Source organism: Streptomyces sp. NPDC006872, assembly GCF_040635845.1.
Taxonomy (GTDB): Bacteria; Actinomycetota; Actinomycetes; order Streptomycetales; family Streptomycetaceae; genus Streptomyces.
Genome location: NZ_JBEYIL010000012.1, coordinates 291108 through 314254 on the forward strand (window position 1 = coordinate 291108; position 23147 = coordinate 314254).

19 protein-coding genes are annotated in these 23147 nt (G+C 73.2%); 5 read left to right on the forward strand and 14 right to left on the reverse strand.

Annotation, left to right across the window (positions count from 1 at the left end; genetic code table 11):
- The first annotated feature begins 50 nt into the window (after nucleotides 1–50).
- Together ABZ725_RS33130 and ABZ725_RS33135 are read left to right on the forward strand one after the other, a co-directional pair.
- The gene (locus ABZ725_RS33130; protein ID WP_358806173.1) at nucleotides 51–1550 is read left to right on the forward strand and encodes an MFS transporter; all 1500 of its coding nucleotides are present in this window, start codon (nucleotides 51–53) and stop codon (nucleotides 1548–1550) included.
- Nucleotides 1547–2167, forward strand: a complete 621-nt coding sequence (locus tag ABZ725_RS33135) for a TetR family transcriptional regulator (protein ID WP_358806174.1) — start codon at nucleotides 1547–1549, stop codon at nucleotides 2165–2167. The genes ABZ725_RS33130 and ABZ725_RS33135 overlap by 4 nt, the downstream gene beginning before the upstream one ends.
- Here the strand turns inward: ABZ725_RS33135 and ABZ725_RS33140 are convergent.
- Nucleotides 2164–3900 (reverse strand): cholesterol oxidase substrate-binding domain-containing protein, encoded by a 1737-nt coding sequence (locus tag ABZ725_RS33140; RefSeq protein WP_358806175.1) that lies wholly within the window; start codon nucleotides 3898–3900, stop codon nucleotides 2164–2166. The genes ABZ725_RS33135 and ABZ725_RS33140 overlap by 4 nt on opposite strands.
- Before the next feature lie 137 nt (nucleotides 3901–4037).
- Here ABZ725_RS33140 and ABZ725_RS33145 point away from each other — a divergent pair, with 137 nt between their 5' ends.
- Nucleotides 4038–5021, forward strand: coding sequence for an aldo/keto reductase (locus ABZ725_RS33145; RefSeq protein ID WP_358806176.1), 984 nt, complete (start codon nucleotides 4038–4040; stop codon nucleotides 5019–5021).
- Nucleotides 5022–5190: 169 nt separating this feature from the next.
- Nucleotides 5191–5616: a DUF6328 family protein gene (locus ABZ725_RS33150; protein WP_358806224.1), complete on the forward strand. Its 426-nt coding sequence runs from the start codon at nucleotides 5191–5193 to the stop codon at nucleotides 5614–5616.
- Here ABZ725_RS33150 and ABZ725_RS33155 read toward each other — a convergent pair.
- The 10 genes from ABZ725_RS33155 to ABZ725_RS33200 form a co-directional block, all read right to left on the reverse strand.
- Nucleotides 5549–6274 carry a DUF2238 domain-containing protein gene (locus ABZ725_RS33155; RefSeq protein WP_358806177.1) on the reverse strand — a complete coding sequence of 242 codons (726 nt, stop codon included), beginning with the start codon at nucleotides 6272–6274 and terminating at the stop codon, nucleotides 5549–5551. The two genes, ABZ725_RS33150 and ABZ725_RS33155, sit on opposite strands and share 68 nt — an antisense overlap.
- 77 nt (nucleotides 6275–6351) lie before the next feature.
- Nucleotides 6352–7395 (reverse strand): hypothetical protein, encoded by a 1044-nt coding sequence (locus ABZ725_RS33160; RefSeq protein WP_358806225.1) that lies wholly within the window; start codon nucleotides 7393–7395, stop codon nucleotides 6352–6354.
- A gap of 132 nt (nucleotides 7396–7527) precedes the next feature.
- Complete coding sequence (locus ABZ725_RS33165; protein WP_358806178.1) at nucleotides 7528–9171, reverse strand: serine/threonine-protein kinase; 1644 nt, start codon at nucleotides 9169–9171, stop codon at nucleotides 7528–7530.
- Between the two features lie 328 nt (nucleotides 9172–9499).
- On the reverse strand, nucleotides 9500–10459 hold the full coding sequence (locus tag ABZ725_RS33170; RefSeq protein WP_351909740.1) for a threonine/serine dehydratase: 960 nt from the start codon (nucleotides 10457–10459) through the stop codon (nucleotides 9500–9502).
- Nucleotides 10460–10530: 71 nt separating this feature from the next.
- Entirely contained in the window at nucleotides 10531–12027 is a 1497-nt protein-coding gene (locus ABZ725_RS33175; RefSeq protein WP_358806179.1) for a CAP domain-containing protein, read from the reverse strand.
- A gap of 354 nt (nucleotides 12028–12381) precedes the next feature.
- A complete protein-coding gene (locus ABZ725_RS33180; protein ID WP_358806180.1) occupies nucleotides 12382–15351 on the reverse strand; it encodes an AAA family ATPase in 2970 nt (989 codons plus the stop codon).
- A gap of 127 nt (nucleotides 15352–15478) precedes the next feature.
- On the reverse strand, nucleotides 15479–15832 hold the full coding sequence (locus tag ABZ725_RS33185; RefSeq protein WP_351909734.1) for a UBP-type zinc finger domain-containing protein: 354 nt from the start codon (nucleotides 15830–15832) through the stop codon (nucleotides 15479–15481).
- On the reverse strand, nucleotides 15829–17304 hold the full coding sequence (locus ABZ725_RS33190; protein WP_358806181.1) for an ATP-binding protein: 1476 nt from the start codon (nucleotides 17302–17304) through the stop codon (nucleotides 15829–15831). The genes ABZ725_RS33185 and ABZ725_RS33190 overlap by 4 nt, the downstream gene beginning before the upstream one ends.
- The gene (locus ABZ725_RS33195; protein WP_358806182.1) at nucleotides 17301–18977 is read right to left on the reverse strand and encodes an FAD-dependent oxidoreductase; all 1677 of its coding nucleotides are present in this window, start codon (nucleotides 18975–18977) and stop codon (nucleotides 17301–17303) included. Before ABZ725_RS33195 ends, ABZ725_RS33190 begins: the two co-directional genes overlap by 4 nt.
- A 160-nt stretch (nucleotides 18978–19137) precedes the next feature.
- Nucleotides 19138–19494, reverse strand: coding sequence for a VOC family protein (locus ABZ725_RS33200; RefSeq protein ID WP_358806183.1), 357 nt, complete (start codon nucleotides 19492–19494; stop codon nucleotides 19138–19140).
- Between the two features lie 61 nt (nucleotides 19495–19555).
- Between ABZ725_RS33200 and ABZ725_RS33205 the strand changes: the two genes are divergently transcribed.
- Nucleotides 19556–20428 carry a universal stress protein gene (locus ABZ725_RS33205; RefSeq protein ID WP_358806184.1) on the forward strand — a complete coding sequence of 291 codons (873 nt, stop codon included), beginning with the start codon at nucleotides 19556–19558 and terminating at the stop codon, nucleotides 20426–20428.
- 37 nt (nucleotides 20429–20465) lie between these two features.
- Here ABZ725_RS33205 and ABZ725_RS33210 read toward each other — a convergent pair whose 3' ends face one another.
- The 3 genes from ABZ725_RS33210 to ABZ725_RS33220 are packed head-to-tail and all read right to left on the reverse strand — an operon-like array spanning nucleotide 20466 to nucleotide 23093.
- Nucleotides 20466–21701 carry a DUF4032 domain-containing protein gene (locus tag ABZ725_RS33210; protein ID WP_351909724.1) on the reverse strand — a complete coding sequence of 412 codons (1236 nt, stop codon included), beginning with the start codon at nucleotides 21699–21701 and terminating at the stop codon, nucleotides 20466–20468.
- Nucleotides 21702–21710: 9 nt separating this feature from the next.
- Nucleotides 21711–22460, reverse strand: a complete 750-nt coding sequence (locus ABZ725_RS33215) for an MBL fold metallo-hydrolase (protein WP_358806185.1) — start codon at nucleotides 22458–22460, stop codon at nucleotides 21711–21713.
- 45 nt (nucleotides 22461–22505) lie between these two features.
- Nucleotides 22506–23093, reverse strand: coding sequence for a hypothetical protein (locus ABZ725_RS33220; protein ID WP_358806186.1), 588 nt, complete (start codon nucleotides 23091–23093; stop codon nucleotides 22506–22508).
- Nucleotides 23094–23147 lie beyond the last annotated feature (54 nt).

Genomic DNA, 23147 nt, shown 5'->3' on the forward strand with positions numbered 1-23147 from the left:
TGAATTTCCATTCACCCTTTTTCATGTCGTACAGGCCGCTGGAGTGCACCATGGCGTCGCCCGCTCCGATATCCGCCCCGACCGGCAAAGGCGCCGGTCTGCGGACCCGGCTCACCATCCCGGTCCTCGCGTACTGCGGCATCCTCATGGCGGTCATGCAGACCGTCGTCGTCCCCCTGTTGCCCGACCTGCCCCGGCTGACCGGCGCCTCCGCGGGCGCCGTCTCCTGGATGGTGACCGCCTCGCTGCTGTCGGGCGCGGTCCTCACCCCCGTCCTCGGCCGGGCCGGCGACATGTACGGCAAGCGGCGCGTGCTGCTCCTGTCGTTCGGCCTGATGGCCGCCGGCTCGGTGATCTGCGCCCTCACCTCCGACATCCGGGTGCTGATCGCGGCCCGGGCGCTGCAGGGGGCCGCGTCCTCCGTCGTCCCGCTGTCCATCAGCATCCTGCGCGACGAACTCCCCCCGGAACGCCGGGGCTCCGCGGTGGCGCTGATGAGCTCCACCGTCGGCATCGGCGCGGCGCTGGGGCTGCCCGCGGCGGCCGTGGTGGTGCAGTACGCGAACTGGCATGTGATGTTCTGGGTGACCGCCGCCCTCGGCGCGACCGGCGTGGCGCTGATCCGATGGGCGGTTCCGGAGTCACCGGTGCGCGAGCCCGGCCGGTTCGACGTGACGGGCGCGCTCGGGCTGGCCGCAGGGCTGATCTGCCTGCTCCTCGCCGTGTCCCAGGGCGGCCAGTGGGGCTGGGCGAGCGCCCGGATCGTCGGGCTGTTCGGCGCCGCCGTGGTGGTCCTGGGCCTGTGGTGGTGGCAGCAGCTGCGCTCCGAACGGCCGCTGGTGGACCTGCGGTTGGTGTCCCGGCCCAGGGTCGGCCTGTCCCATGTGGCCGCGCTCCTGACCGGCTTCGCCTTCTACGCCAACTCGCTGGTCACCGCCCAGTTGGTGCAGGCCCCCGAGGCGAGCGGGTACGGGCTCGGGCTGTCCATCGTCCAGACCGGCCTGTGTCTGCTGCCCGGCGGCATCACCATGCTGCTGTTCTCGCCGGTCTCCGCGCGTATCTCCGAGGCGCGCGGTCCGCGGATCACCCTCGCCCTCGGCGCCGCCGTGATCGCCTTCGGGTACGCGCTGCGCGTGGTCGACAGCCGCGAACTGTGGATGATCATGGTGGGTGCCACGGTCGTGGCGACCGGCACCACGCTCGCCTACTCGGCGCTGCCCGCGCTGATCCTGCGGGCCGTCCCGGCCGGGCAGACCGCCTCGGCCAACGGCGTCAACGTCCTGATGCGCACGATCGGACAGGCCGTCTCCAGCGCCGCCGTCGCCGCCGTCCTCGTGCACCACACCAGCCTCGTCGGCGGGGCCCCGGTGCCGACGCTGCACGGCTATCTGCTGGCCTTCGGCGTCGCGGGCGGAGTGGCCCTGGCCGCCTGCGCGGTGGCGCTCACCATCCCCGGCGACGCAGACCCGGACGACGGCCCGCAGGACACGCGGCGTGGCCAGGGCCGCGCCACCCGGTCTGTGAGCGACGGGGTGATGGAGGGAGCATGAAGGGTGTGAGCACTCCACCCGACGCCGCGGCCGTGAGCAACCCTGCGGCCCCCGCCCGGCGCGACGCCGAGGCGACCAAGGCGGCCATCCTGCGCGCCGCCCGGTACCTCCTCGCCCGTCAGGCGCATGCCGACATCACCCTCAAGGCCGTCGCGGAGCGCGCCGGGGTGAGCGCGCCGCTGGTCCTGAAGTACTTCGGCAACAAGGACGCCCTGTTCGCCCGGGTGATGTCCTTCCAGGAGGACGCCGACGTCCTGCTGGACGCACCGCTGGACCGGCTGGGCCGGCACATGGTCCGGCATGTGCTGGTCAGTCAGCGCGAGCGCGGCGCCGACCCCGTCCTGCGCATCGCGTTCGCGCCCCTGCACGGCGACCACGGCGACATCCTGCGCGCCAACTTCCGCGCCCAGGTCACCGATCGCCTCGCCGCCCGGCTCACCGGGCCCGACACGGGTGTCCGCGCCGAGCTCGCCATGGCCGCCCTGCTCGGCCTCGGCGTGATGTTCGGCATCGCCCGCGGGACCGAACTGCGGGCGCTGCCGGTCGAACAGATCGTCGACCGCTACGCGCCGACGGTGCAGGCCCACCTGGACGGCCAGGACCCGGACACGACCTAGGGGAACAACCGCTCGTGCAGGGGCGCGCGGAACACCCGGTGCGGGTCCAGCCGCTCCAGCACCTCCGCCGCCTCGTCCCACGCGCTGCCGAAGGACTCCGGCACCACCGTCCCCAGCACCTCGCCGTCGCTCCACGCGGCCTCGTCCGTGTACCCCCACCCCTTCGACCACTCCACCCGGGTCAGACCGAGGGCGCCGTCGTACGTCGTGAGCAGGAAGGCCTCCAACTCGCGGTAGAACGCGTCGGCGTACGGAGTCCCCGGGAGCGTCAGGACATCCAGCCAGACGGCCGTGTCCCACTCGGGGTGGTCCGGGTCGGGCCGCAGCGCGGAGAGCGACGGCGGGCGGGCGCCGGCGAGTTCGGCCTCCGCGCTCTCGTCGAGACCGGTCACCCGGATCTCCACCGAACCGTTGACGGGGAAGCGCCCGAGAGCCGCGTACGCGGTCAGCCGCTCCCGGTAGAACTCGGTGAACCCGGCCACGACATGCTGCACCTGCTCCCGGCGGGTCAGCACCGCGTAGCCGTTGGCGTGCACCCGCAGCGTGGTCGGCCTGATGTACAGCAGCGTGTTCTTCGACGGCCCCCAGACGTCCGCCGAGAGCGTCGCCACGAGTCCGAGCGCGGCCGCGTCGAGCTGCGCGTTGCCGAGCACCGGCGCCAGATACCAGGTGGCGTCCGAGACGATCCGCCCGGCCAGGTCGGCCACCGGGGTCGGGACGTTGTCGGAGAAGGGATAGGGGTAGGGCGACGTCACACGCCGCGAGGTGAGCGGCCTGGTCGGCTCGACGGACCACACCTTGAACCACGGGAACTCGGTGAACGCGAACCAGATGGCCTCGACCCGCCCCTCGGACTCCAGGAAGCTCGCCAGCGTCCGCCCTCCCGAGCCGGGCGCCGCGAACAGCTCGCTCGCCGGGATGTCCGTCCGGCTCACGCACCGCAGGTTGCTGTTCGCCCCCACCCGCAGCACCGCCTCGGTCACCAGCGACCGCCCGAGATGGGTGAGCAGCGCGGCGCAGTCCGCCTCGTCGCGCCGGAACGTCCGCAGCGCATAGGCCCCGGTCTCCGCGTCCCACACCACGGCCGTCAGGGCGAGGACGCGGTTGCTGAGCGAGCCGTACGTCTGCCCGGGCAGCCGGTCCTCGCCCCGCGCCGGTACGGCGGTGCCGTGCGCGTCGACGGCGAGGGCGCCGCCCAGCGTGAGGTCGCCGGGGGCCGGCGCCGCCGTGACGCCGAGGCCGTGCCCTTCGAGGAAGGTGAGCAGGGCCTCCAGGGTGACGCCGGCCCCGGCGCGCACCTCGTCGGACGACTCCAGGGCCAGGCCGGTCAGGTGCGGGGCGGTGTCGACGAGCAGGACGGGCGCGTCCGCCGGGGTGCCCTCCGGGACGGTGAAGGGCGACCAGCCGTGCGACGCGCCCCGGGGCCGGACCGTCCAGCCGTGCCGCCAGGCCCAGTTGACGACGTCGACCACCTGGTCCGGGCTCGCGGGCGCACAGGCCCACAGACCGGTCACGGTGATCTCGCCGTCCCAGTTCCGGTACCCCGGACGGGACAGGGACACCTCCGCGGGGAAGTCCGGCAGTTGCTCCGCCGCGACGGCGGGATCGGCGGCGACCAGGACCGGTACGGCGGCCAGGGCGGCGGCCGTGGTGCGCAGGAAGCCGCGGCGGGTCCAGGAGCGGGTCCAGGAGGGGTCCCCCGGCTGATGGTTGCTCAGTGAACTATCAGTCACGCGCTCACGCTAAGGGCCGGTCGACAGGTACGGCCCGTGTGTCGAACGGCATCACCCTTGTGAGTGAACGATTCACAGGTGGCGGCCCCGGAGCGGCCCGTTCCGCACCACGCCACGGCGGATGACAGACTGACGCCATGGACGAGCGCGAATTCGGTAGGTCTGGTCAGCACGCATCCGTCGTCGGTCTCGGCACCTGGCAGTTGGGGGCCGACTGGGGAGACGTCGACGACAAGGAGGCCCTGGCGGTTCTGGAGGCGGCTGCCGAGTCGGGAGTGACCTTCTTCGACACCGCCGACGTCTACGGCGACGGACGCAGCGAGCAGACCATCGCCGCCTTCCTCGCCGGCCGGCCCGATCTGCATGTGCTGGTCGCCACCAAGATGGGCCGCCGCCTCGACCAGATCCCCGAGAACTACGTCCTGGACAACTTCCGCGCCTGGAACGACCGCTCCCGCCGCAACCTCGGCGTCGACCGTATCGACCTGGTCCAGCTGCACTGCCCGCCCACCCCCGTCTACTCCAGCGACGAGGTGTTCGACGCGCTCGACACGCTCGTCGAGGAGGAGCGCATCGCGCGTTACGGCGTCAGCGTCGAGACCTGTGCCGAGGCCCTCACCGCGATCGCCCGGCCGGGCGTGGCGAGCGTGCAGATCATCCTCAACCCGTTCCGGCTGAAGCCCCTGTACGAGGTGCTTCCGGCGGCTCGCGCGGCGGGCGTCGGCATCATCGCCCGGGTCCCGCTCGCCTCCGGCCTGCTCTCCGGCAAGTACACCAAGGACACCGTCTTCCCGGAGAACGACCACCGCACCTACAACCGGCACGGCGAGTCCTTCGACCAGGGCGAGACCTTCTCCGGCGTCGACTACGCCACCGGCGTCGAGGCAGCCGTCGAGTTCGCGGCCCTCGCCCCCGAGGGGTACACCCCGGCCCAGCTGGCGCTGCGCTGGATCATTCAGCAGCCCGGCGTGACCACGGTGATCCCGGGCGCCCGCTCGCCCGAGCAGGCCCGGGCCAACGCGGCCGCCGCCAAGCTTCCGGAGCTCTCCGACACGACGCTGGCGGCCGTGCGCGACCTCTACGACCGGCGCGTGAAGGAGCAGGTCGAGGGACGCTGGTAGGCCGACCGGGGCAGTGATCGCGGGAGGATCGCCGCCCGCGGGGTACTCGGCCGGGGGAGAGGACCGAAGGTCGCTCGCACCGGGCAGAGGAGGCCACGTGACGGACACGGCGGCGGGAGCCGAGGAACGCAGGGGGCGCGACGAGACCGAGGAGGAGAGAGCCGACCGGATGTGGGGGGAGATCACCCAGGAGATCCGCATCGCCCAGACAGGCGTCCAGATCCTCTTCGGCTTCCTCCTGACGGTCGTGTTCACCCCGCGTTACGCGGATCTGCGCGACACCGACCAGGTCATCTACATCGTGACCGTCGTCCTGGGCGCCTGTGCGACCGGCGCCCTCATCGGTCCCGTCTCCCTGCACCGCCTGGTCTCCGGACGCCGGGTGAAAGCGCAGGCGGTGCGGTGGGCGTCCCGGCTGACCTTCGTCGGTCTCCTGCTGCTGCTCGCCACCATGACGTCCTCGCTGCTGCTGGTCCTGCGGGTGGCCACGGACGACGACTACGTGCCGTGGCTGGTCGCCGGCGTGGTCATGTGGTACGGACTGTGCTGGTTCGCGCTGCCGTTGTGGACCCGGTGGCGCCATACGACAGAGTGACGCCGGTGTCGGCCTCGGCGCCGGTGCGGGCGGCGGGCAGTGCGGCGAGCTGTCGGTCGTGGACCCGGCTCAGCAGCAGCACCGAGACCGTGGCGCCGACGAGCGCGCAGAACATGTCCCACTGCGTGTCCCACACATCGCCCTGGGTGGCCAGGAACGCGTCCGCCGCCTGACCGCCGATCACGGCCGCCGCCCACTCGAACATCTCGAACACCGCGCTGAACGCCAGACACGCGCACACGGTCAGCGGGGCCAGCCAACGGCTGCCGCGCAGCGGCGACGTACGGCTGAGCAACTCCCGCACCAGGATCGCCGGCACGAACCCCTGCATGAGATGGCCGAACCGGTCGTACGGATTGCGCTCCAGGCCGAACGTGTCCCGCGCCCAGTCGCCGAGCGGCACCCGCGCGTACGTGTAGTGGCCGCCCAGCGCCAGCACCAGCGCATGGAACGCGAGCAGACAGCACAGCAGACCCGTGAGCGGGAAGCGCCGCCAGGTCAGCACGATCACCGGCAGACCCACCAGCGCCCACACCGTCTCCAGGAGCCAGGTGGTCGGGTCGTAGGCGTGCCAGGCCGACAGGGCCAGGCCCACGACCACCAGCCCGGCGCACACTACGGGCAGAGAACTGCGCGGTGCGGGACGTACAGCGGACATCGGGGCGCTCCTTGAAAGATGAACGTCTTAGGAGCCCCCATCGTCGGGCCGCGCGCCGGGCGGTGGCATGAGTACGGCTACTCAGCCCCGGATGCGTTGCCGCGCGCACCGCGCAGCGCGGAGATACAGCTGCCGATCGCCTGCTGGAGTTCCTCCAACTGCTGCACCATGTCGTCCTCGTAGAACTCCTGCGCGTCGTCGAAGGTCAGCTCCTCGAACACCTTCGTCGCCCTCGACAGGCTGCTGTAGAACTTCGTCCGCCGCTCCTGGACGCGCAGTTCGGGATCGGCCTCCACCGTCTCGACGACCAGGTTCTTCATCGTGTCGTAGGCCTCGGTCGCCCACTCGCCGGCGTCCTCGCCGTCGTCCAGCTCGTCGAGCAGCGACAGATGCCGTTCGGCCTCCTGGCGCAGCTCGACCGGCGCGTCCACGGTCTGCCCGGCGGGCGTCTTGATCTGACCGGACTCGGCGATCTGACGCACGTACCCGATCCGGTCGGCCGAGCGGCTCTCGCTGGCCACGGCCTTCTTCAGATCGTCGGTGCGCACGACGTCCCGGGCCAGCTCGGTCTGGAGGTCGGGGTCCTCCTTGATGCGGTCCAGCAGGGCGGCGCGGGCCGCGCGGGCGGTCGAGGGGTCGGCGAGGATCGCGGCGCGCAGGGCGGTGGGGTTCTCCGCGACCTCCAGCGCCTTCGTCGGGCGGATGCCCTCCGCCTCGGCGGCCTCCGCGATCGCAGCGCCGCGCTCGGAGGTCGCGCTGGAACGGGAGACATAGAACGTCAGCCACACGTCGGCGTCCGGCAGCTCGACCTCCTGGCCCGGCGCCAGCTCCTCGAAGTGCGGGACGAGACCGTCGTCGGCGGCCCGGTCCCAGGCCTTGTAGTAGCGCATCACGCGCTCGGGGGAGCAGCCGGCCAGTTCGGCGAACTCCTTCGCCGACACCTTCGGCGTCTCGTCCGCGCTCTGCCCGCCCGGCCGGACGCTGCGCGCCACCATCAGACCGAAGGCCCACCCGCCGGTGCGCGCATAGCCGCCGAACTCGCGCGCGTCCCGCGCCACGAGGTCGGACAGGGGCACGACGACGAAGTCCTCGCCGGACGTCTCGGGCAGGTCGATCGCCAGGGTCACGGGATGACTCTCCTTCGCGGGCTGCTGGGCATGGGATCCGCACTGCGAAAGTGCAGACCGGCAGCCTACTGGGACAGCGGGCCACGGCACGGCGGCCCGCTGTGCGCGCCGCGCCGCTCACCTCGGTCAGTTCGCCGAACCCGGCCGGAAGGTCGCCAGGAACGTGTCCAGGGCCTCCTCGCTGGCGTCGTCGTCCCAGTCCGCGACAGGCGTGGTCCAGCGCAGGGAGAAGCTGCGGTGCCCGCCGAGGAGGAAACCGCGCCCGAAGGTACGCACCTGTGTGCCGTCGGCGTCCACGAGCCACTCCATGTCGGCGGCCTTGTACCCCAGATACGTCGTCGGCGCGATCGCGCCGATCCGCTGAAAACCGGCGTCCTTCTTCAGATTGGGCTCGACGTCGTCCCGCCAGACGGCGACCGGGTCCGGTCCGGCGCTCTCGCTGTAGGTCACCGCGAGGGTGCGCGGATCGCCGGCCGCCCCGAAGGTGACGCGGTACGAGTTGTCGGCCCCGTTCGCGGTCTCCAGCCGCTTCCAGCCCTTGGGCAGCGCGACCGAGAACCCCTCGGACGCCCGGTACACGCGGTAACCGGCCGGGAGACCGCCGGCGGAGGCGGAGGGCGACGGGGAGGAGCTCGCGGGCGCGCTCGGGGACGAACCGCTCGGCGCGGTCGGGGTCGGCGTCGGGAGCGCCGTCGCGGTGCCTCTTTCGGCGGAGTCCGCACCGGGCGCCGTGGCGGGCGTGGACGGCGTGGACTGTGCGCCGCTCGCCGACGTCTCCTCGGTGCCGGGCAGCTGGTGGGTCACGGCGAGGGCGGCGACCGCCACGGTGACGACGGCCAGCGCCGTCCCGGCCGCCATGGCCCGGCCGCTCCACTGCGGGCCGACGTACTGGGCGGCGGCGCGGACCCGCTGTAACCGGGGCGCGGGGGCCGCGGAGTGCGGATCCTCGTCCAGCACCCGGGTGAGGGACTGGCGTACGACCGTCCGGGTCAGCCGCTCCCGGGAGTCCTTGCGCAGCAGTCCCTGCACGGTCGGGGCGAGCGAACCGGCCCGCAGCGGGGTGCGCAGCGGCAGCCGGTCCACCCCCTTCAGCGTGCTCTCGGGCCGGTCCCGATCACGGTACGGCGGCCGCCCCTCGACCATCGCGTAGAGCATCGCGCCCAGCGCCCACATGTCGGCCGCCGGACCGATCCGCTCGTCACGGGCCTGCTCGGGAGAGGCGTACGACGGCGCCGCCACGCGCGGCGCCAGCGTCGCGCCCGCCAGTCCGAACCCGGTGAGCACGAGCGGGCCCCCGGTCCGCAGGAAGACCTGGCCGGGGCTCAGCTCGCCGTGGGTGATGCCCTGATCGTGTGCGGCCTCGAGCACTTCGAGCAGCTGCAGCCCGATCGACGCGGCCTTGGCGGTGCTGAACGTGCCCTTCTGCGACAGGAGTTGACTCAGCGGCAGGCCGTCGATCCACTCGGTGACGGTCCACAGGGAGCCCTCCTCCTGCACGGCGTCGACGACCGCGGCGATCCGGCCCGGGCACAGGCCGGCCATCGTCTCCGACACGCGCAGCACCCGGTCGGCGGCCTGGCGGGCCCTTTCCTCGGCCTGCTCGACGGGCAGCCCGATCCTGGTGACCAGGCACGGCCGGGCCGCCCCGGTGTCCTCGACGTACTCGCCGTACCAGCTGACGCGGTTCGTCTCCCGGTGAACGACGTCGAGCAGCCGGTACCTCCCGGCGACCAACTCGTGCGCGGAGACTTGCGTCTTGACCATGGTCATCCCTCGCTGAACCGCTGGTACCCACCTTTCCCAGTGGTACGACCGACGCGAGGGGGTCCGTTCAATTGGGCGGCAACTCCGTCGTGATTTCTGTCTTTCATTCAAAGAGCCGTCGATTCAGTGCGACGGTTTCGGCGAGTGTATGTATGAGAAAAGGGAATTGCCGGGGCTTGTCGGGGGTTCGTGACCGGGGTCCGTCCTGCGGTGTAACCAGCGGTAAGAGGGTCTGTCGAGGCTCATTGAGGATCTCGAAAACGACCTTCTCGGCGACGGCCCAATCCTGCTCGGAGGCCCTTCCGACGGATTTCCCCAACGCGGCCGAGCCGCCTCAGCGCAGCCCGAACCGATCCGTCCAAGCCATCATGTCCGCGATCGTCGCGTTGCCCCCGCAGACCACCAGTCCCAGCCGCGCGCCGTCGCCCACCCGCGCCACGACCTCCCGGGCCGCGGGCAGGAGACAGCCGGCCGCCGGTTCGGTCCACAGCTTGGCGTGCTCGGCGAGCTCCATGGAACCCCGCACGGCCTCCCGGTCGGGAACCACCAGCACCTCGGTGACCAGGGCGGAGACATGGTCGTACGTCAACTGCGAGACGCTGGGCGCGCTGAGAGTGGAGACGATCGACGACAGCGCCACCTGGACCGGCCCGCCCGCCGCCAACGCCTCCGACATCGCCTGCGCGCCCTCGGTCTCCACGCCCCAGATCCGCAGGTCCGGGCGGCGGGCGCGCAGGGCCGCGGCGACACCGGCGATCAGTCCGCCGCCCCCGACGCTGACCAGTACGTCCGTCAGCTCATCGGCGTCGGCGGCCAACTCCAGGCCGACCGTGCCCTGCCCGGCGACGACCATCGGATCGTCGAACGGGTGCACCAGCGTGAAGCCCTCGTCCCGCAACCGCTCCGCCAGCGCGAACGCGCCGTCCATGGTGTCGGTGAGCCGTAGCGAGGCGCCGGCCGCCTCCGCGATCTCCACGGCACGGGCGGGCGCCGAACGCGGCATCACGACCGTGGCCTTCACATCCAGCGCCGCCGCCATGACCGCGAGCGCGATCCCGTGGTTCCCGCCGCTCACCGCCACGACCCCGGCGGCCCGCTCGGCCTCGCTCAACGACAACAGCTTCGCCGTCGCCCCGCGCGCCTTGAACGAACCGGTGCGCTGCAGGAGCTCCAGCTTCGCGGTCACGGGGACACCGAGCAGGGCGGTCAGCCCCGGGCTGGGCACGGTCGGCGTACGGACCACATGTCCGGCGATCCGCTCGGCGGCGGCTTCGATGTCCGTGATGCCGATCATGGCAGTCACCCTTCTTTCCGGTTGCGCCATCAGTATCGCTGCAGGTCGGGGCAGGTCGGGGCAGGGGCGGGTCAGGCGCCGAAGAGCTGGGTCCAGTACGTGCCCGACGGGCCGCCGCCCGCGAAGCCGACGCCTATGTGGGTGAAGGCGGGCTTGAGGATGTTGGCCCGGTGACCTGGGCTGTTCATCCAGCCGTCCATCACCTCGGCGGCGGAGCGCTGGCCGCAGGCGATGTTCTCGCCGATGGTCCGCCGGGTGCTGCCCGCGGCCGCGGCCCGGTCCCACGGCTGGCTTCCCTCGGGCGAGGTGTGGGAGTAGAAGGCGCGCGCCGCCATGTCCGCGCTGTACGCCTGGGCGGCGGTGGTGAGCAGCCGGTCGACGGCGAGCGGGCGCAGCCCGGCCCGGGCCCGCTCGCGGTTGGTGAGATCGACGACCTCGGCGGCCGTCCGGGCCAGTCCCTCCGTGGTGAGCGGACTCGCCCACACGGCGGTCCAGTAGGCGGTGCCGCCGCGGTCGGTGACATGCGCCAGGGCGGTATGGGTGAACGCCGGTTCGAGCAGGGTGCGGCGGGCCTGGTCGGTGCGCAGGCAGTAGTCGATGAACTCGGCGGGCGTCCGGGGACCGGAGACCAGGTGCTCGCCCACGGCGAGATACCGGTATCCGGCGGCTGTGACCCGCTGGTGGAGCGAGACGCCGTCCCGGCCCTCTACGCCCAGGCGCCCGGCCGCGGCCATGGCGGCGGCATGCCCCGCGGCGGCCGAGGCGAGCCGTGCGTCCAGCGCGACGGCCGGCGAACCGGCGGCGGCGCGGGCGGAGTTGACCAGGGAGAGGACGCCGTCGGGGTCGGGTGGCACCCGGGGTGAGGCGGGACGCGCGGGCGGGATGCCGGAGCGGACGCCACGGGGGCCGGGTGCGGAGTCGGGCGGTGGGGCCGGGCGTGCGTGCGGGACGGAGGGCGGCCGGCCACCGGCGGCGGGGCCGGGCGGCGCGGGGGCCGCAGGCTGCCGCTGCGGTCGGCCGACGTCCCGCGCGCGACCGTCGCGCTGTGGGTCGGCAGCGGCCCGGCCGGCTGCCGTGGTCGCCGTGTCGTCCGCCAGGACGTCCACCCCGAAGTCCCTGGCCAGGCCCGCCAGTCCGTCCGCGTACCCCTGGCCGAGCGCCCGCAGCTTCCAGCCGCCGCCCCGCCGGTAGACCTCCGCCAGCAGCAGGACCGTCTCCTGTTGTGAGGGCGGCGGTGTGAACCGGGCCAGCGCGCGGCCCTGCGGGTCGGTGACCTGGAGCGTGGGAACGGGCAGCCGGGCCAGGGGCGTGCCCGGCTCGGCGGCGCTGACGACCACCGTGACGCGGGTGGCGCCGGCCCGCAGCCTGCCGGGTTCCAGCGTCAGTGTGTCGCCCTGGAGCCGGGCCCCCGGCGCCGTCGGCTGGTTGTAGAACACGAAGTCGGCGTCGCCCCGGACGCGGCCGCTGTCGTCGGTCACGAGCGCGCAGACGTCGAAGGGGCCGGGTACCCGGACGGCCAGGGCGCCGCCGGGGAGGGGCAGGTTGCCCCCGGGGACCAACTCGCTCATCCTGCCGTCCTGGTGTCGTGGTACAGGCCCCGCCGCGGGCCTGCCCGGACAACGGGCCGCACGCCCCGAGGGTTCCCGGAGCAGGGGGCGGCCGGTCGGCGGTGCCGGGACCGCCTGGCTGGGGGCCGTGCGGTCGGGGTCGAGGGCCTGCGGCCGGTCGGCGCCGCCGCCCCCGGACGCGCCCGGCCACCGCCCCAGGGAGTCCGGTGGCCGGACCGGTGGTCGGGCCCTGCCGTGGGCCTGCCGCGGGCCCCGAGGGTTCCCGGAGCAGGGGCGCGGCCGATTCGCGGTGCCGGGCCCGCCTGGCTGTGGGCCGGCGGTCGGCCGGTGCAGCCGGCCCCGGACTTGATCGGATCAGTCCGACGCGCCGGGCGCCGGTTCGAGGAGTTGTTCTCGATGGGCGATCGCCACGGCCTCCGTGCGGCTCGCCGCGCCGAGCTTGGCGAGGATGTTGGAGACGTGGACGCTCGCCGTCTTGCCGCTGATGAACAGTTCCTCGCCGATCTGCCGGTTGCTGCGGCCGAGCGCGAGCAGCCGCAGCACGTCCTGCTCCCGGGCCGTCAGCGTGACCGAGCGGTCCCCGGCGGCGGACGACGGGTTCGGCGCGAGCCGCCCGCGCCGGATGAACGCGTCCGCCCGCTCCAGCAGCGGCGCGGCGCCCAGCCGTACGGCCGTCTCCCGGGCGGCGCGGGCCTCGGCGGCCGCCTCCTCGCGCCGGTCGGCCGCCAGCAGGGCCTGCGCGTACCGCAGTCGGCACCGGGCGAGCTCGTACACGTCGCCGAAGTCGAACGCGGCCACCGTCGCCTCCCAGGCCGCCGGGTCCGGTCCCGTGGTGGCCCACGCCCACTCTGCCTCGGCGCGGGCTAGCCAGGCGCGCCCCTCCGGGCCCTGCGGCACGCCGGTCTGGCCGTGCCGGGCCACCGCCCGGGCCGGTTCCAGGAGTTCGCTCGCCACGGCCGACCAGCGGCGGGCCGCCGACTCGTCACCGGTGAGCCGTGCCCCGGCGGCCGCGTCGGCCACCGCGGTGAGGGTGAGCGCGGTGAGCCGGACCGTGACGTCCGGACGCGATCCCGCGTCGTCTATGAGGGACTCGATCGAGGACCGCAACTGGGCCACCGCCGCCTCGGCGTCGCCGCTCAACGCGGCCGCGTCGGTCAGGACCACACCCGCGACGAGCGCCGCCATCCAGTCGAAGGGTCTCTCCGACAGGGCCCTGGCCCGCTCGACGACGTCCTTCTCGCCGCGCGCGAGAGCCACGTACAGGGCGGGACCCATCGCGAACCCCGCCGACGACGGCAGCACCGCCAGATCGGTCGTCGCCGTCCGCAGGCATTCGTCCCAGCGGCCCAGCGTGTAGAGCACCAGCAGTTGGAGATAGCGCATCTCCAGCGGATACGGCGAGGACAGCAGCCCCGCGCGGCGGGCGCGCTCCAGGCCCTCGGCGAGCCAGGGCAGACACTCCGCCAGCTCCCCGGCCTCGTAGGCGCCGATGGCGAGGGTGAACAGGGCCCGCATCTCCACCGGGGCGTTGCCCGCGCGACGGGCCAGCTCACGAGCTTCCTGAAGGCGCGCGCGGGCCTCCGGGGAGCGGCGGCCCTCGCCCTCCAGGTTGGCCAGCGAGACCAGCAGGTCGGCGCGCGCGTCCGTCAGATCGAGCTGCTCGGCGACGGCCAGCGCCCGGTGGGCGACACGCAGCGCGGTCTCGTTGTCGCCGACGTGCCGCGCCGCCAGGACATGGGTGGCGGCGGCCCACACCCAGGTCGGCGACGGCGGTTCGGCCGGGATCATCGCCAGCGCCTCGCTGCTGTAGGCGAACGCGGCCGTCAGGCTGTCCACGTTCATGAGCACGCCGGCGAGCGTGTACCGCACGCGTGCGGCGAGTTCGGAGTCGGTGTCCTGGCCGACGCCGGCGAGCGCGGCCCGGGTCAACGAGACCGCGCGGTGCACGTCCCCGGCGTGCGCTGCCGCCGCCGAGGCGCGCAGCATCAGCGCGACCCGGTCGCTCCCCTCGCCCGACGGCAGGGCGGGGGCGGGCACCGACTCCCAGAGGCCGAGGACGGCTTCCAGATGGCGCAGTTCCTCGGCGGGCGCCCCGACGCGGTGGGCGTGGTCGGCGGCCTCCAGGGAGGCGGCGAGGGCCTCGCCCAGGTCATGGCTCTCGCGGTAGTGGTGGGCGCGCTCCGCGGCGGTCTCGGCGCGGTGGCCCCGGTCGGCCAGCAGGCGGGCGAACGCGCCGTGCAGCCGCGACCTCTCGCCGGGGAGCAGATCGGCGTAGACCGCCTCGCGCGCGAGGGCGTGCCGGAAGGCGTAGGCGCCGTCGTCGCCCGCGACCAGCAGCTGCCGGCCCACGGCCTCCCGCAGGGCCGACTCCAGTTCGTCCTCGGGGAGCCCCACCGCGTCCCGCAGCAGGTCGTGCTCCACGCGTCGGCCGGCGACGGCGGCGGTGCGCAGCACCTGCTGGGCCGTGTCGGGGAGTTGCTCGACGCGGATGAGCAGGAGGTCGGCCAGCCCGCTGGGCATTCCGCCGGGCTCGGCGTCGGTGGCCGCGAGCAGTTCCTCCGCGTAGAAGGCGTTGCCCTCCGCGCGTTCCACGATCCGGCGCACCGTGGCCTCGGGCAGCGGACGGTCCTCCAGGGCGCGCACCAGACGGGCCACCTCGGCGTCCGCCAGCGGGCGCAACTCCAGCCGGTCCACGGCCGACAGCCGCACCAGCTCGGCCAGCAGCGGACGCAGCGGATGCCGGCGGTGCAGGTCGTCCGCGCGGTACGAGGCCAGCACCGCCAGCCGGTGACCGGAGCCGTTGCCGGCCGGCCGCTGCAGGAAGCCCCGGCTGAGGAGGAAGCGCAGCAGATCCCGGGAGGACTGGTCGGCCCAGTGCAGGTCCTCCAGGACGAGCAGCAGCGGCGTGACCTCCGACAGGTCGGCGAGCAGCGCGGCCAGCCCCTCGAACAGCCTGAGCCGCCCGCCCACGTCCCCTCGCGACGCGTCCGTCCCCGCGCCCAGCAGCCGGTCGACCACCGGGTGGGCGGCGAGGGCGTCGGCGAACCGTTCGTCGGCGGCGAGCACGCCCAGGATCTCCGTGAACGGCAGGTAGGGCAGGCCCACGTCGCCGAGGTCCACGCAGTGCCCGGTGACCACGGTCATGCCCGAGTGCGAGGCCCGTGCCGCGATCTCGTCGAGCATGCGGGTCTTGCCCACTCCGGCGTCCCCGGCGACCAGCACCGCGCGTGCCTCACCGCCCTGGGCGCGCTCCAGCACAAGCGAGAGCCGGGCGAGCTCTTCTTCCCGGCCGATGAACGGGGTGGCGAACACGGTCTGCGACACGGCTCCATCCTGGCACGCGCCACCGACAACACGGCCCACGACCAGGAACGGAGCCCTGCCGACGACTTTCCCGCCCGGCGGTTCGGCGGTTCGGCGGCTCTGTGGTTCAGCGGCCAGCGGCCCGCGGTCAGCGGTTCAGCGACTGGGTCCAGTCCTGGGGCACCCGCCCCGCCGGTCCCGGCACGGGCTGGTCCGCGGGGTGGCTCACCGGAGGGGCCAGCTCCGGTCCGGACTCGTACAGCTCGTCGCCGGAGTAGTCCCAGAACCACTCCTCGCCCGGCTCGAAGCTGCGCACCAGGGGATGCCCGGTCGCCTTGTAGTGCGCGGTGGCGTGCTGCGCGGGCGAGGAGTCGCAGCAGCCGACGTGCCCGCAGGTCGCGCAGCGCCGCAGATGGAACCACCAGCCGCCCACGGCGTCGCAGTCGGCGCACCCGGCGCCGCTGGGCGGGACGTCCGGACGAATGGCGTCTGTGTCGGTCATACGGGCTCCTCGGCGGGCTCGGGGTCCTGGTCGTTCTCGGGGTCGGGGGCGGTCAGCGGCAGCAGGACCTGGAAGCGGGTGTCGCCCGGCGCGGACTCGACGTGCAGGCTGCCGTGATGCTTGTTGACGACGATCCGCCAGGAGATGTCCAGGCCGAGACCGGTGCCCTCGCCCACCGGCTTGGTGGTGAAGAACGGGTCGAAGATGCGGCTGCGGATGTCCGGCGGGATGCCGGGTCCGGTGTCCCGGAACTCCACCAGCAGCCGGTCGCCCTCGCGCGCCGTCCGCACGGTCAACGTGCCTTCCCCGCCCGTGCTGTCGACGGCGAAGACGGCGTTGTCGACGAGGTTCGTCCACACCTGGTTGAGCTCGGCCGGGTAGGCCGGGATCGGTGGGAGGCTCCGGTCGTAGTCCTTGACGACCTCGATGCGCTGCCCGATCTTGCCGGACAGCATCAGCAGGGTGCTGTCGAGGAGTTCGTGCACGTCGACGACCCGGTAGGGGGCGCGGTCGAGCTGCGAGTACTGCTTGGCGGCGTCGACGAGGTGCGAGATGCGGTTGGTGGAGTCGTCGATCTCGTCCATCAACAGCTCGGTCTCGACGGTGTAGTTGAGCCAGCCGATCGCGCCGGGGAGGATGTCCTCGGGCACGGCCGCCGCGACCTGCTCCAGCCAGTCGGCGTCGAGTCCGGCCTGCACGAAGGTCGGTGCGATCCGCCACCCCTCGGGGATGTCGTGGTCGTCCAGCCAGTCGGTCAGGGCGTCCTCCCGGTCGGAGGCCTCCAGCGGGCTCAGCACCGGTGCCTTCGCGACGAGTTCGGCCGTGCGCTCCTGGATCTCGATCAGCCGGGTCAGGTCCTCCGGATCGTAGGCGCCGGAGGCGATCACGGCGAGCTTGTGCCGCATCTTCGCCACCCGCTCCCGCAGGGTGGCCGTGGCCCGCACCGCCGCCGCGGCCGGGTTGTTCAGCTCGTGCGTGAGACCCGCCGACAACGAGCCCAGGGCCAGCAGCCGCTCCCGCTGGCCGATGGCGCGCTGGGTGTTCTTCGAGCCGAAGAACAGCCCCTCCAGCAGGTGGGACGCCATCGGGAACCACTCGCGCATGATGTTCGAGAACGACTGCGCGGGCAGCACGAAGAACCGGGTCTGCTCGGTCACCCGCATCGTGTTGTTGTAGACCTGCGGCACCTGGTCGCCCAGGTACGCCTGCATGGCCCCGGCGTAGACCCCCCGCTGGGAGGTCCGGCTGACCTCGACGTCGTCCCCGCCGACCCGGCGGTAGAGCACGACCGTGCCCTCGATCATCACGTAGAAGCAGGTCGCCGGATCGCCCTCGGTGTACACGGGACCGGGTTCGAACCGCTCCACCCGCCCCTCGCCGCACAGCCGTCCGAGCTGCTCGGGGGAGAGCTTCTCGAACAGGAAGAGCGAGCTGATCTCGCCCGGGCTGCACGGCATCAGCTGCCCGCTCATGACTGCTCCAGATACCGGTGGACGAGCATCACGGCCATGGCTCCCTCTCCGACGGCGGACGCGACGCGCTTGGCGGACTCGGCGCGCGCGTCTCCGGCCACGAACACGCCGGGAATGTTGGTCTCCAGGTGGTAGGGCGGCCGGTCCAGCTCCCAGCTCGCCGGCGGCCGCCCGTCCGGTGTGAGATCGGGACCGGCGAGGATGAACCCGCGCCCGTCGCGCAGCACCGTGTCGTCCAGCCAGTCGGTCAGCGGGGCCGCGCCGATGAACACGAACATCCACTGCGCGTCGACGAGTTCGGTCTCCCCGCTCGCCAGGTCCCGCAGCGTCAGCTGCTCCAGGTGCCCCTCCCCGTGCGCGGCCTCGACGACCGTGCCGGGGCGCACCGAGATGTTGGGCGCCTCTTCGATCTGCTGGATCAGGTAGTACGACATCGACGCCGACAGGGACTCGCCGCGCACCAGCAGCGTGACGGACTTGGCGCCCTTCGCCAGATACATCGCCGCCTGTCCGGCCGAGTTGGCGCCGCCGACGATGTACACGTCGTGCCCCTGGCAGGCGGCGGCCTCGGTGAGCGCCGAGCCGTAGAACACCCCGCAGCCGGTGAGGTCGTCGCAGCCGGGCGCGGCCAACTGCCGGTAGGACACGCCGGTCGCGAGGATCACGCTGTGCGCGGCCACCGCCGAGCCGTCCGAGAAGCGGACGACCCGCGCGGACCCGTTGACCTCGAGACCGGTCACCTCGCGCGCGGTGAGGATCTCCGCGCCGAACTTGGCGGCCTGCCGCCGCGCCCGCTCGGTGAGCTGGGCCCCGGACACGCCGTCGGGGAAGCCCAGGTAGTTCTCGATCCGCGAGCTCTGCCCGGCCTGTCCGCCGGTCGCGGACCGCTCCACGAGCACGGTCCGCAGCCCCTCGGAGGCCCCGTACACGGCCGCGCCGAGCCCCGCCGGACCGCCGCCGATCACCACGAGGTCGTAGAACTCGGCCGTGGGCGTCGTCGCCAGCCCCACGTGCGCGGCCAGTTCGGGCGCGTCCGGCTCGACCAGGGCTGTGCCCTCCGCGGTGATCACCAGCGGCAGCCGCTGCCCGTCGACTTCGGCGGCGGCCAGCAGCCGCTGCCCCTCGGGCTCGTCGGCGGAGTACCAGCGGTAGGGCACCTGGTTGCGGGCCAGGAACTCCCGCACGTCCGAGGAGCGCGCCGACCAGCGGTGTCCGACCACCTTCGTGGCGGGCACCGGCCGGTGGTCGCTGCAGCGCCAGGCCTCCAGCAGGTCGTCCAGGACCGGGTAGAGCTTCTCCTCCGGCGGGTCCCACGGCTTCAGCAGATAGTGGTCGAGGTCGACGACGTTAATTGCGTCGATCGCCGCGCTCGTGTCCGCGTACGCGGTCAGCAGGACGCGCCGGGCGCCCGGATACACGTCCAGGGCCTGCTCGAGGAACTCGATGCCGTTCATCTGCGGCATCCGGTAGTCGGCCAGGATGACGGCCACCAGGTCGCCGCGCAGCTTCAGCTCGCGCAGCGCCTCCAGCGCGGACTCCCCGGACTCGGCGCGCACGATCCGGTACGAGGCGCCGTAACGGCGCCGCAGATCGCGGGCGACGGCACGGGACACCCCCGGGTCGTCGTCCACGGTCAGGATGACGGTCCGCGCGGTATCGGCGGCCTGTGCCATACGTCTCCCACCCCGAGAGCGGTCGGTGCTCGTCCCACGGCGCGCGGCGAACCCCCGCGCCGACTTCGCCCATCGTATGTTCGATCGCGGCGGTTCGCCCAGGACAGCCGCACACAGCCGCAGATCGTGCACTCCTGGCACAGTGCCGGGCGCGGCCCGGTCAGGGTCGCTGCCGTGCCCGCAGCACGCAGAACTCGTTCCCCTCGGGATCGGCCAGCGTCACCCAGGACCGCTCGCCCTGGCCGACGTCCGTGTGGCGCGCGCCCAGGGACAGCAGCCGGGCCACCTCGGCATCCTGGTCGTCCGGGCGGAAGTCCAGGTGGAGCCGGTTCTTGACCGACTTGCCCTCCGGGACCGGTACGAAGATCAGACCGGGGAGATGGTTCTGCGCCGGCCTGATCTCGTACTCGTCGACGGCGGCGTTGATCACGACCCACCCGAGGGCCGCGGCCCACCAGCGCCCCAGCGCCACCGGATCGGCCGAGTCGACGACCACCTGCTCCCACTCCAAGGCCATGTCGGCAGCGTAGTGAAGACTGGGCCCGACGGTTGTGAGTTCGACACAAGGAGGCGGCGGGATGACGGGCCCGATCACGGCAGGGGTCGACGGAACGGACGAGAGCCTCGCGGCACTCTCCTGGGCGGCCCGCGAGGCCGTCCGGCGCGACCTGGAACTGCGGGTGGTGCACGCCTGGCGGTTCCAGCCGAACGCGGCGGCCGAGGTGGCGGACCGGGACGTACAGGAGCGCTGGGTGCGGGAGGCGGCCGAGCAGTCGGTCGCGACGGTCGCCGAGCGGCACCCGGGACTGACCGTCACCACCGAGGTCCGGGAGGGCGGCCCGGTCGAGACGCTGGTCGCCGCCGCGGCCGACGCGGAGCTGCTGGTGCTCGGCTCACGCGGGCACGCGGCGGTCGTCGGGTTCCTGCTCGGCTCGGTCGGCCAGCAGGTGATCGCCGAGGCCGCCCGCCCGGTCGTGCTGGTCCGGGCCGGTGACCAGCCGTCCGCCGAGGCGGCCGGGCACGAGATCGTCGTCGGCCAGCAGGGCGATGCGGACGACAGCGCCCCCGCCCTGCGCCTCGCCTTCGAGACGGCGGCCGCCCGCGGCGCGAGCGTGCGCGCCGTGCGGGCCTGGACGCTGCCGCCGGTGTTCGCCTACAGCCCCGGCTCGATGAAGCTCCTCGACGAGGCCGGCGGCCTGGAGCCGTACGAGAAGAAGGCGCTGGCCGAGGCGCTCGAGCCGTGGCGGGAGCGGTTCCCCGACGTGCCGGTGGTGGAGCACGTGGAGATGGGCAGCGCGGGACAGGTACTGCTGTCGGTCGCCGGGCGGGCGCAGCTGATGGTGGTCGGCCGGCGCGCCCGACGCACGGCCGTGGGCGCCCGGATCGGCTCCGTGGCGCACGGCGTCCTGCACCACGCGGACTGCCCCGTCGCCGTCGTGCCCCACGACTGACGCACACCACAGGCACAGCACCGCCCCGCCGACCGGCTCACTCGGGAACGGTCGGCTCCAGGGTCTCCCGCGCCTTGGGCAGGATGTTCCTGATGTACGCCTCGACCGCCGTGTCGAGCCCGATGTCGTGCTGCGCGCGCTCCGACAGGTACCAGCGGTGCTCCAGGAGCTCGTGGTAGATCTCCGCGGCGTCCATGGAGCCGCGCAGCTCCAGGGGCACCGCGCGCACGGTGGGCCGGAAGACGTCCCGCACCCAGCGGTGCGCCAGCACCTCCGGGCGGGCCGCGAGGGGGTCGCCCGGGGCGTAGTCGTCCTGGGTGGCCATCCAGCTCTCCAGGTCGTTCAGCAGCCGCCGGGCCTGGTTCTCCTCGGTGTCCAGGCCGGTCAGGCGCAGCAGCTGGCGCTGGTGGTGACCGGCGTCGACGACCTTCGGCACGAAGGTGACCGAGTCGCCGTTGGAGGAGTGCTGGATCTGCATCTCGGCGACGTCGAAGCCGAGCTCGTTGAGCCGGCGGATCCGGCGCTCGATGTAGTGGTACTTGCCCGCCGGGTAGACCGAGGTGTGGGTCAGCTCGTCCCACAGCGCCCCGTAGCGGGCGCAGATCTCGGTGCCGAACTCGATCGCGTCCACCGACGGGTGCAGCGCCCCGGACGCCTCCAGGTCGAGCAGCTCGCCGCTGATGTTGACACGGGCGAGGTCGAGGTCGTACTCGCGCTGGCCGGGGCTCAGCCGGGAGTGCAGATCGCCGGTCTCGGCGTCGACGAGGTAGGCGGCGTAGGCGCCCGCGTCCCGTCGGAACAGCGTGTTGGACAGCGAGCAGTCGCCCCACGCGAACCCGGCCAGGTGCAGCCGCACCAGCAGCACGGCGAGGGCGTCCATCAGCCGGTGCATGGTCGCCGGCCGCATCGTCGTCTCGAACATCGACCGGTACGGCATCGAACCGCCCAGGTGCCGGGTGACCAGCACCGACTCCAGCGGTTCGCCGGCCCCGTCGGCGCGGCCGGTGAGCACGGCCAGCGGGTCGACGGCGGGGATGCCGAGCCGGTCCAGGTCGCGCAGCAGCTCGTACTCGCGCAGCGCGGGCCGTTCGGCGAGCTCCTTGACGGCGATGACCTCGTCGCCGGCCTGCGCGTAGCGCACCACGTGGCGGGAGATGCCTCGCGGCAGGGGGACGAGAACCTCCTCGGGCCACTCCTCCAGGGGGAGGTGCCAGGGCAGCTCCAGCAGGAGTGCCGGGTGCTCCGGGTTGGTGGCGCTGATCTGCAAAGCCATGGCTAGACCTTAGACGGCGCGTTCGCGGGCCTGCCGCGCCGCCTCCTTCACGGAGCCCTGGTGCACCGGGCCGTGTCCGGGCAGCAGCAGGTCGGCCGTCAGCCCCTCGATCACGTCCAGCGACGCCACCGCACGGGCGCGCTCGTGGTGGAACATGTCCGGCAGCAGCTGCGGCCCCTGCAGCCGCGAGGTCGGGTGCCCGCTCACCAGGGCGTCCCCGGAGACGACGATCCCCGCCTCCGGGAGATGGAAGACCGCGTGGCCGTCGGTGTGGCCGGGGGTGTGCACAGGCACGGGCCGGCCGGGCAGGTCGAGCGGGCCGACGGCGGCCGGGAACGCCTCCGGAGCGGTGACCGGGTGCTGCTCGGTGCCGCCGGACCGCAGCGCGTGCACCGTCCAGGGCAGGACACCGGGCCGCCAGACGTTCTTCAGGATCTGACCGATGGTCACCTGCTGGAGGAACTCCCGGCGGGCGTGCGGCACTTCGGCCTCGTGCAGATAGATCGGCGTGCCGTACGTCGAGCGCAGGTACTCGGCGGAGCCCAGGTGGTCGTTGTGCGCGTGGGTGATCAGCACGGCGGTGACCGCCTCGGGCGAACTGCCCACGGCGGCGAGGGAGTCCAGGACCAGCTGACGGTCTCCCGGGTAGCCGGTGTCGATCAGCGTGACGGCGTCCCCTTCGGTGAGGATGACCCAGTTGGTGTTGCTGCCGTGCACCAGGTAGGTGCCGTCCGCCACTTGCCGTACGTCTGCCTGCATGGGGGACAGCAAAGCAGACCGACGGGAGGATGCGGAGGGCGGGGTTCAGCCGTTGAGCGTCACGATCACGATGGCCGCGGCGACGAGGACGTCGAGCACCAGACAGAACTCGGCGTAGGGGCGGACCACGACCTGGTCGATCCGGTGGTGCCGGGCGTCCCAGAGCGCGTGGCCGAGCAGCCCGCCGGCCACCAGGTACGCGGCCGCGTCGCCGCCCAGGCCCAGCGCTAGGGCGGCCGCGCCGCCGAAGGCGACCATCGCGGCGACCTGGAGGGGCAGTCCGCCGGGCGCGTCCAGCGCGCCGGGCCGAGTTGCGTACGCCGGCAGCGGGGCGGCGAGCGCGAGCAGGACCCAGGTCGGGTCGACCTCGCCGCCGCCCAGCAGTTCCGTCGCGAAGATCACGACGCAGGCCGCGAAGAACAGCGGCCAGGACGTCGAGGCCCTGCGCAGCGCGGCGGCGCCGAAGTAGACGAAGGCGGAGGCCGCGAGCGCGGGCGCCAGGTCGACGCCGTCCTCCATGCCGAAGCTGATCAGCGCGGTCGCCGCGACCGCCGCCAGGGTGGGCCAGCGGCGCAGGACCACGGGCCGGGTCGCGGCCGCGGCCGCGGGCACGGGTTCCGGTGGGTTCGTCATGGCCACCAACGTACATACCCCTCAGGGGTATGACTACGGGTATCGACGACTCCG

Bases quoted from the DNA above. Each gene is read 5' to 3' on its own strand.
- ABZ725_RS33155 (WP_358806177.1), bottom strand. From the start codon at position 6,274: ATGTCCGCTGTACGTCCCGCACCGCGCAGTTCTCTGCCCGTAGTGTGC.
- ABZ725_RS33165 (WP_358806178.1), bottom strand. From the start codon at position 9,171: ATGACCATGGTCAAGACGCAAGTCTCCGCGCACGAGTTGGTCGCCGGG.
- ABZ725_RS33190 (WP_358806181.1), bottom strand. From the start codon at position 17,304: ATGAGCGGGCAGCTGATGCCGTGCAGCCCGGGCGAGATCAGCTCGCTC.
- ABZ725_RS33215 (WP_358806185.1), bottom strand. From the start codon at position 22,460: ATGCAGGCAGACGTACGGCAAGTGGCGGACGGCACCTACCTGGTGCAC.
- ABZ725_RS33130 (WP_358806173.1), top strand. From the start codon at position 51: ATGGCGTCGCCCGCTCCGATATCCGCCCCGACCGGCAAAGGCGCCGGT.
- ABZ725_RS33205 (WP_358806184.1), top strand. From the start codon at position 19,556: ATGACGGGCCCGATCACGGCAGGGGTCGACGGAACGGACGAGAGCCTC.
- ABZ725_RS33135 (WP_358806174.1), top strand. From the start codon at position 1,547: ATGAAGGGTGTGAGCACTCCACCCGACGCCGCGGCCGTGAGCAACCCT.
- ABZ725_RS33200 (WP_358806183.1), bottom strand. From the start codon at position 19,494: ATGGCCTTGGAGTGGGAGCAGGTGGTCGTCGACTCGGCCGATCCGGTG.
- ABZ725_RS33195 (WP_358806182.1), bottom strand. From the start codon at position 18,977: ATGGCACAGGCCGCCGATACCGCGCGGACCGTCATCCTGACCGTGGAC.
- ABZ725_RS33185 (WP_351909734.1), bottom strand. From the start codon at position 15,832: ATGACCGACACAGACGCCATTCGTCCGGACGTCCCGCCCAGCGGCGCC.
- ABZ725_RS33175 (WP_358806179.1), bottom strand. From the start codon at position 12,027: ATGAGCGAGTTGGTCCCCGGGGGCAACCTGCCCCTCCCCGGCGGCGCC.
- ABZ725_RS33220 (WP_358806186.1), bottom strand. From the start codon at position 23,093: ATGACGAACCCACCGGAACCCGTGCCCGCGGCCGCGGCCGCGACCCGG.
- ABZ725_RS33210 (WP_351909724.1), bottom strand. From the start codon at position 21,701: ATGGCTTTGCAGATCAGCGCCACCAACCCGGAGCACCCGGCACTCCTG.
- ABZ725_RS33150 (WP_358806224.1), top strand. From the start codon at position 5,191: ATGTGGGGGGAGATCACCCAGGAGATCCGCATCGCCCAGACAGGCGTC.
- ABZ725_RS33170 (WP_351909740.1), bottom strand. From the start codon at position 10,459: ATGATCGGCATCACGGACATCGAAGCCGCCGCCGAGCGGATCGCCGGA.
- ABZ725_RS33145 (WP_358806176.1), top strand. From the start codon at position 4,038: ATGGACGAGCGCGAATTCGGTAGGTCTGGTCAGCACGCATCCGTCGTC.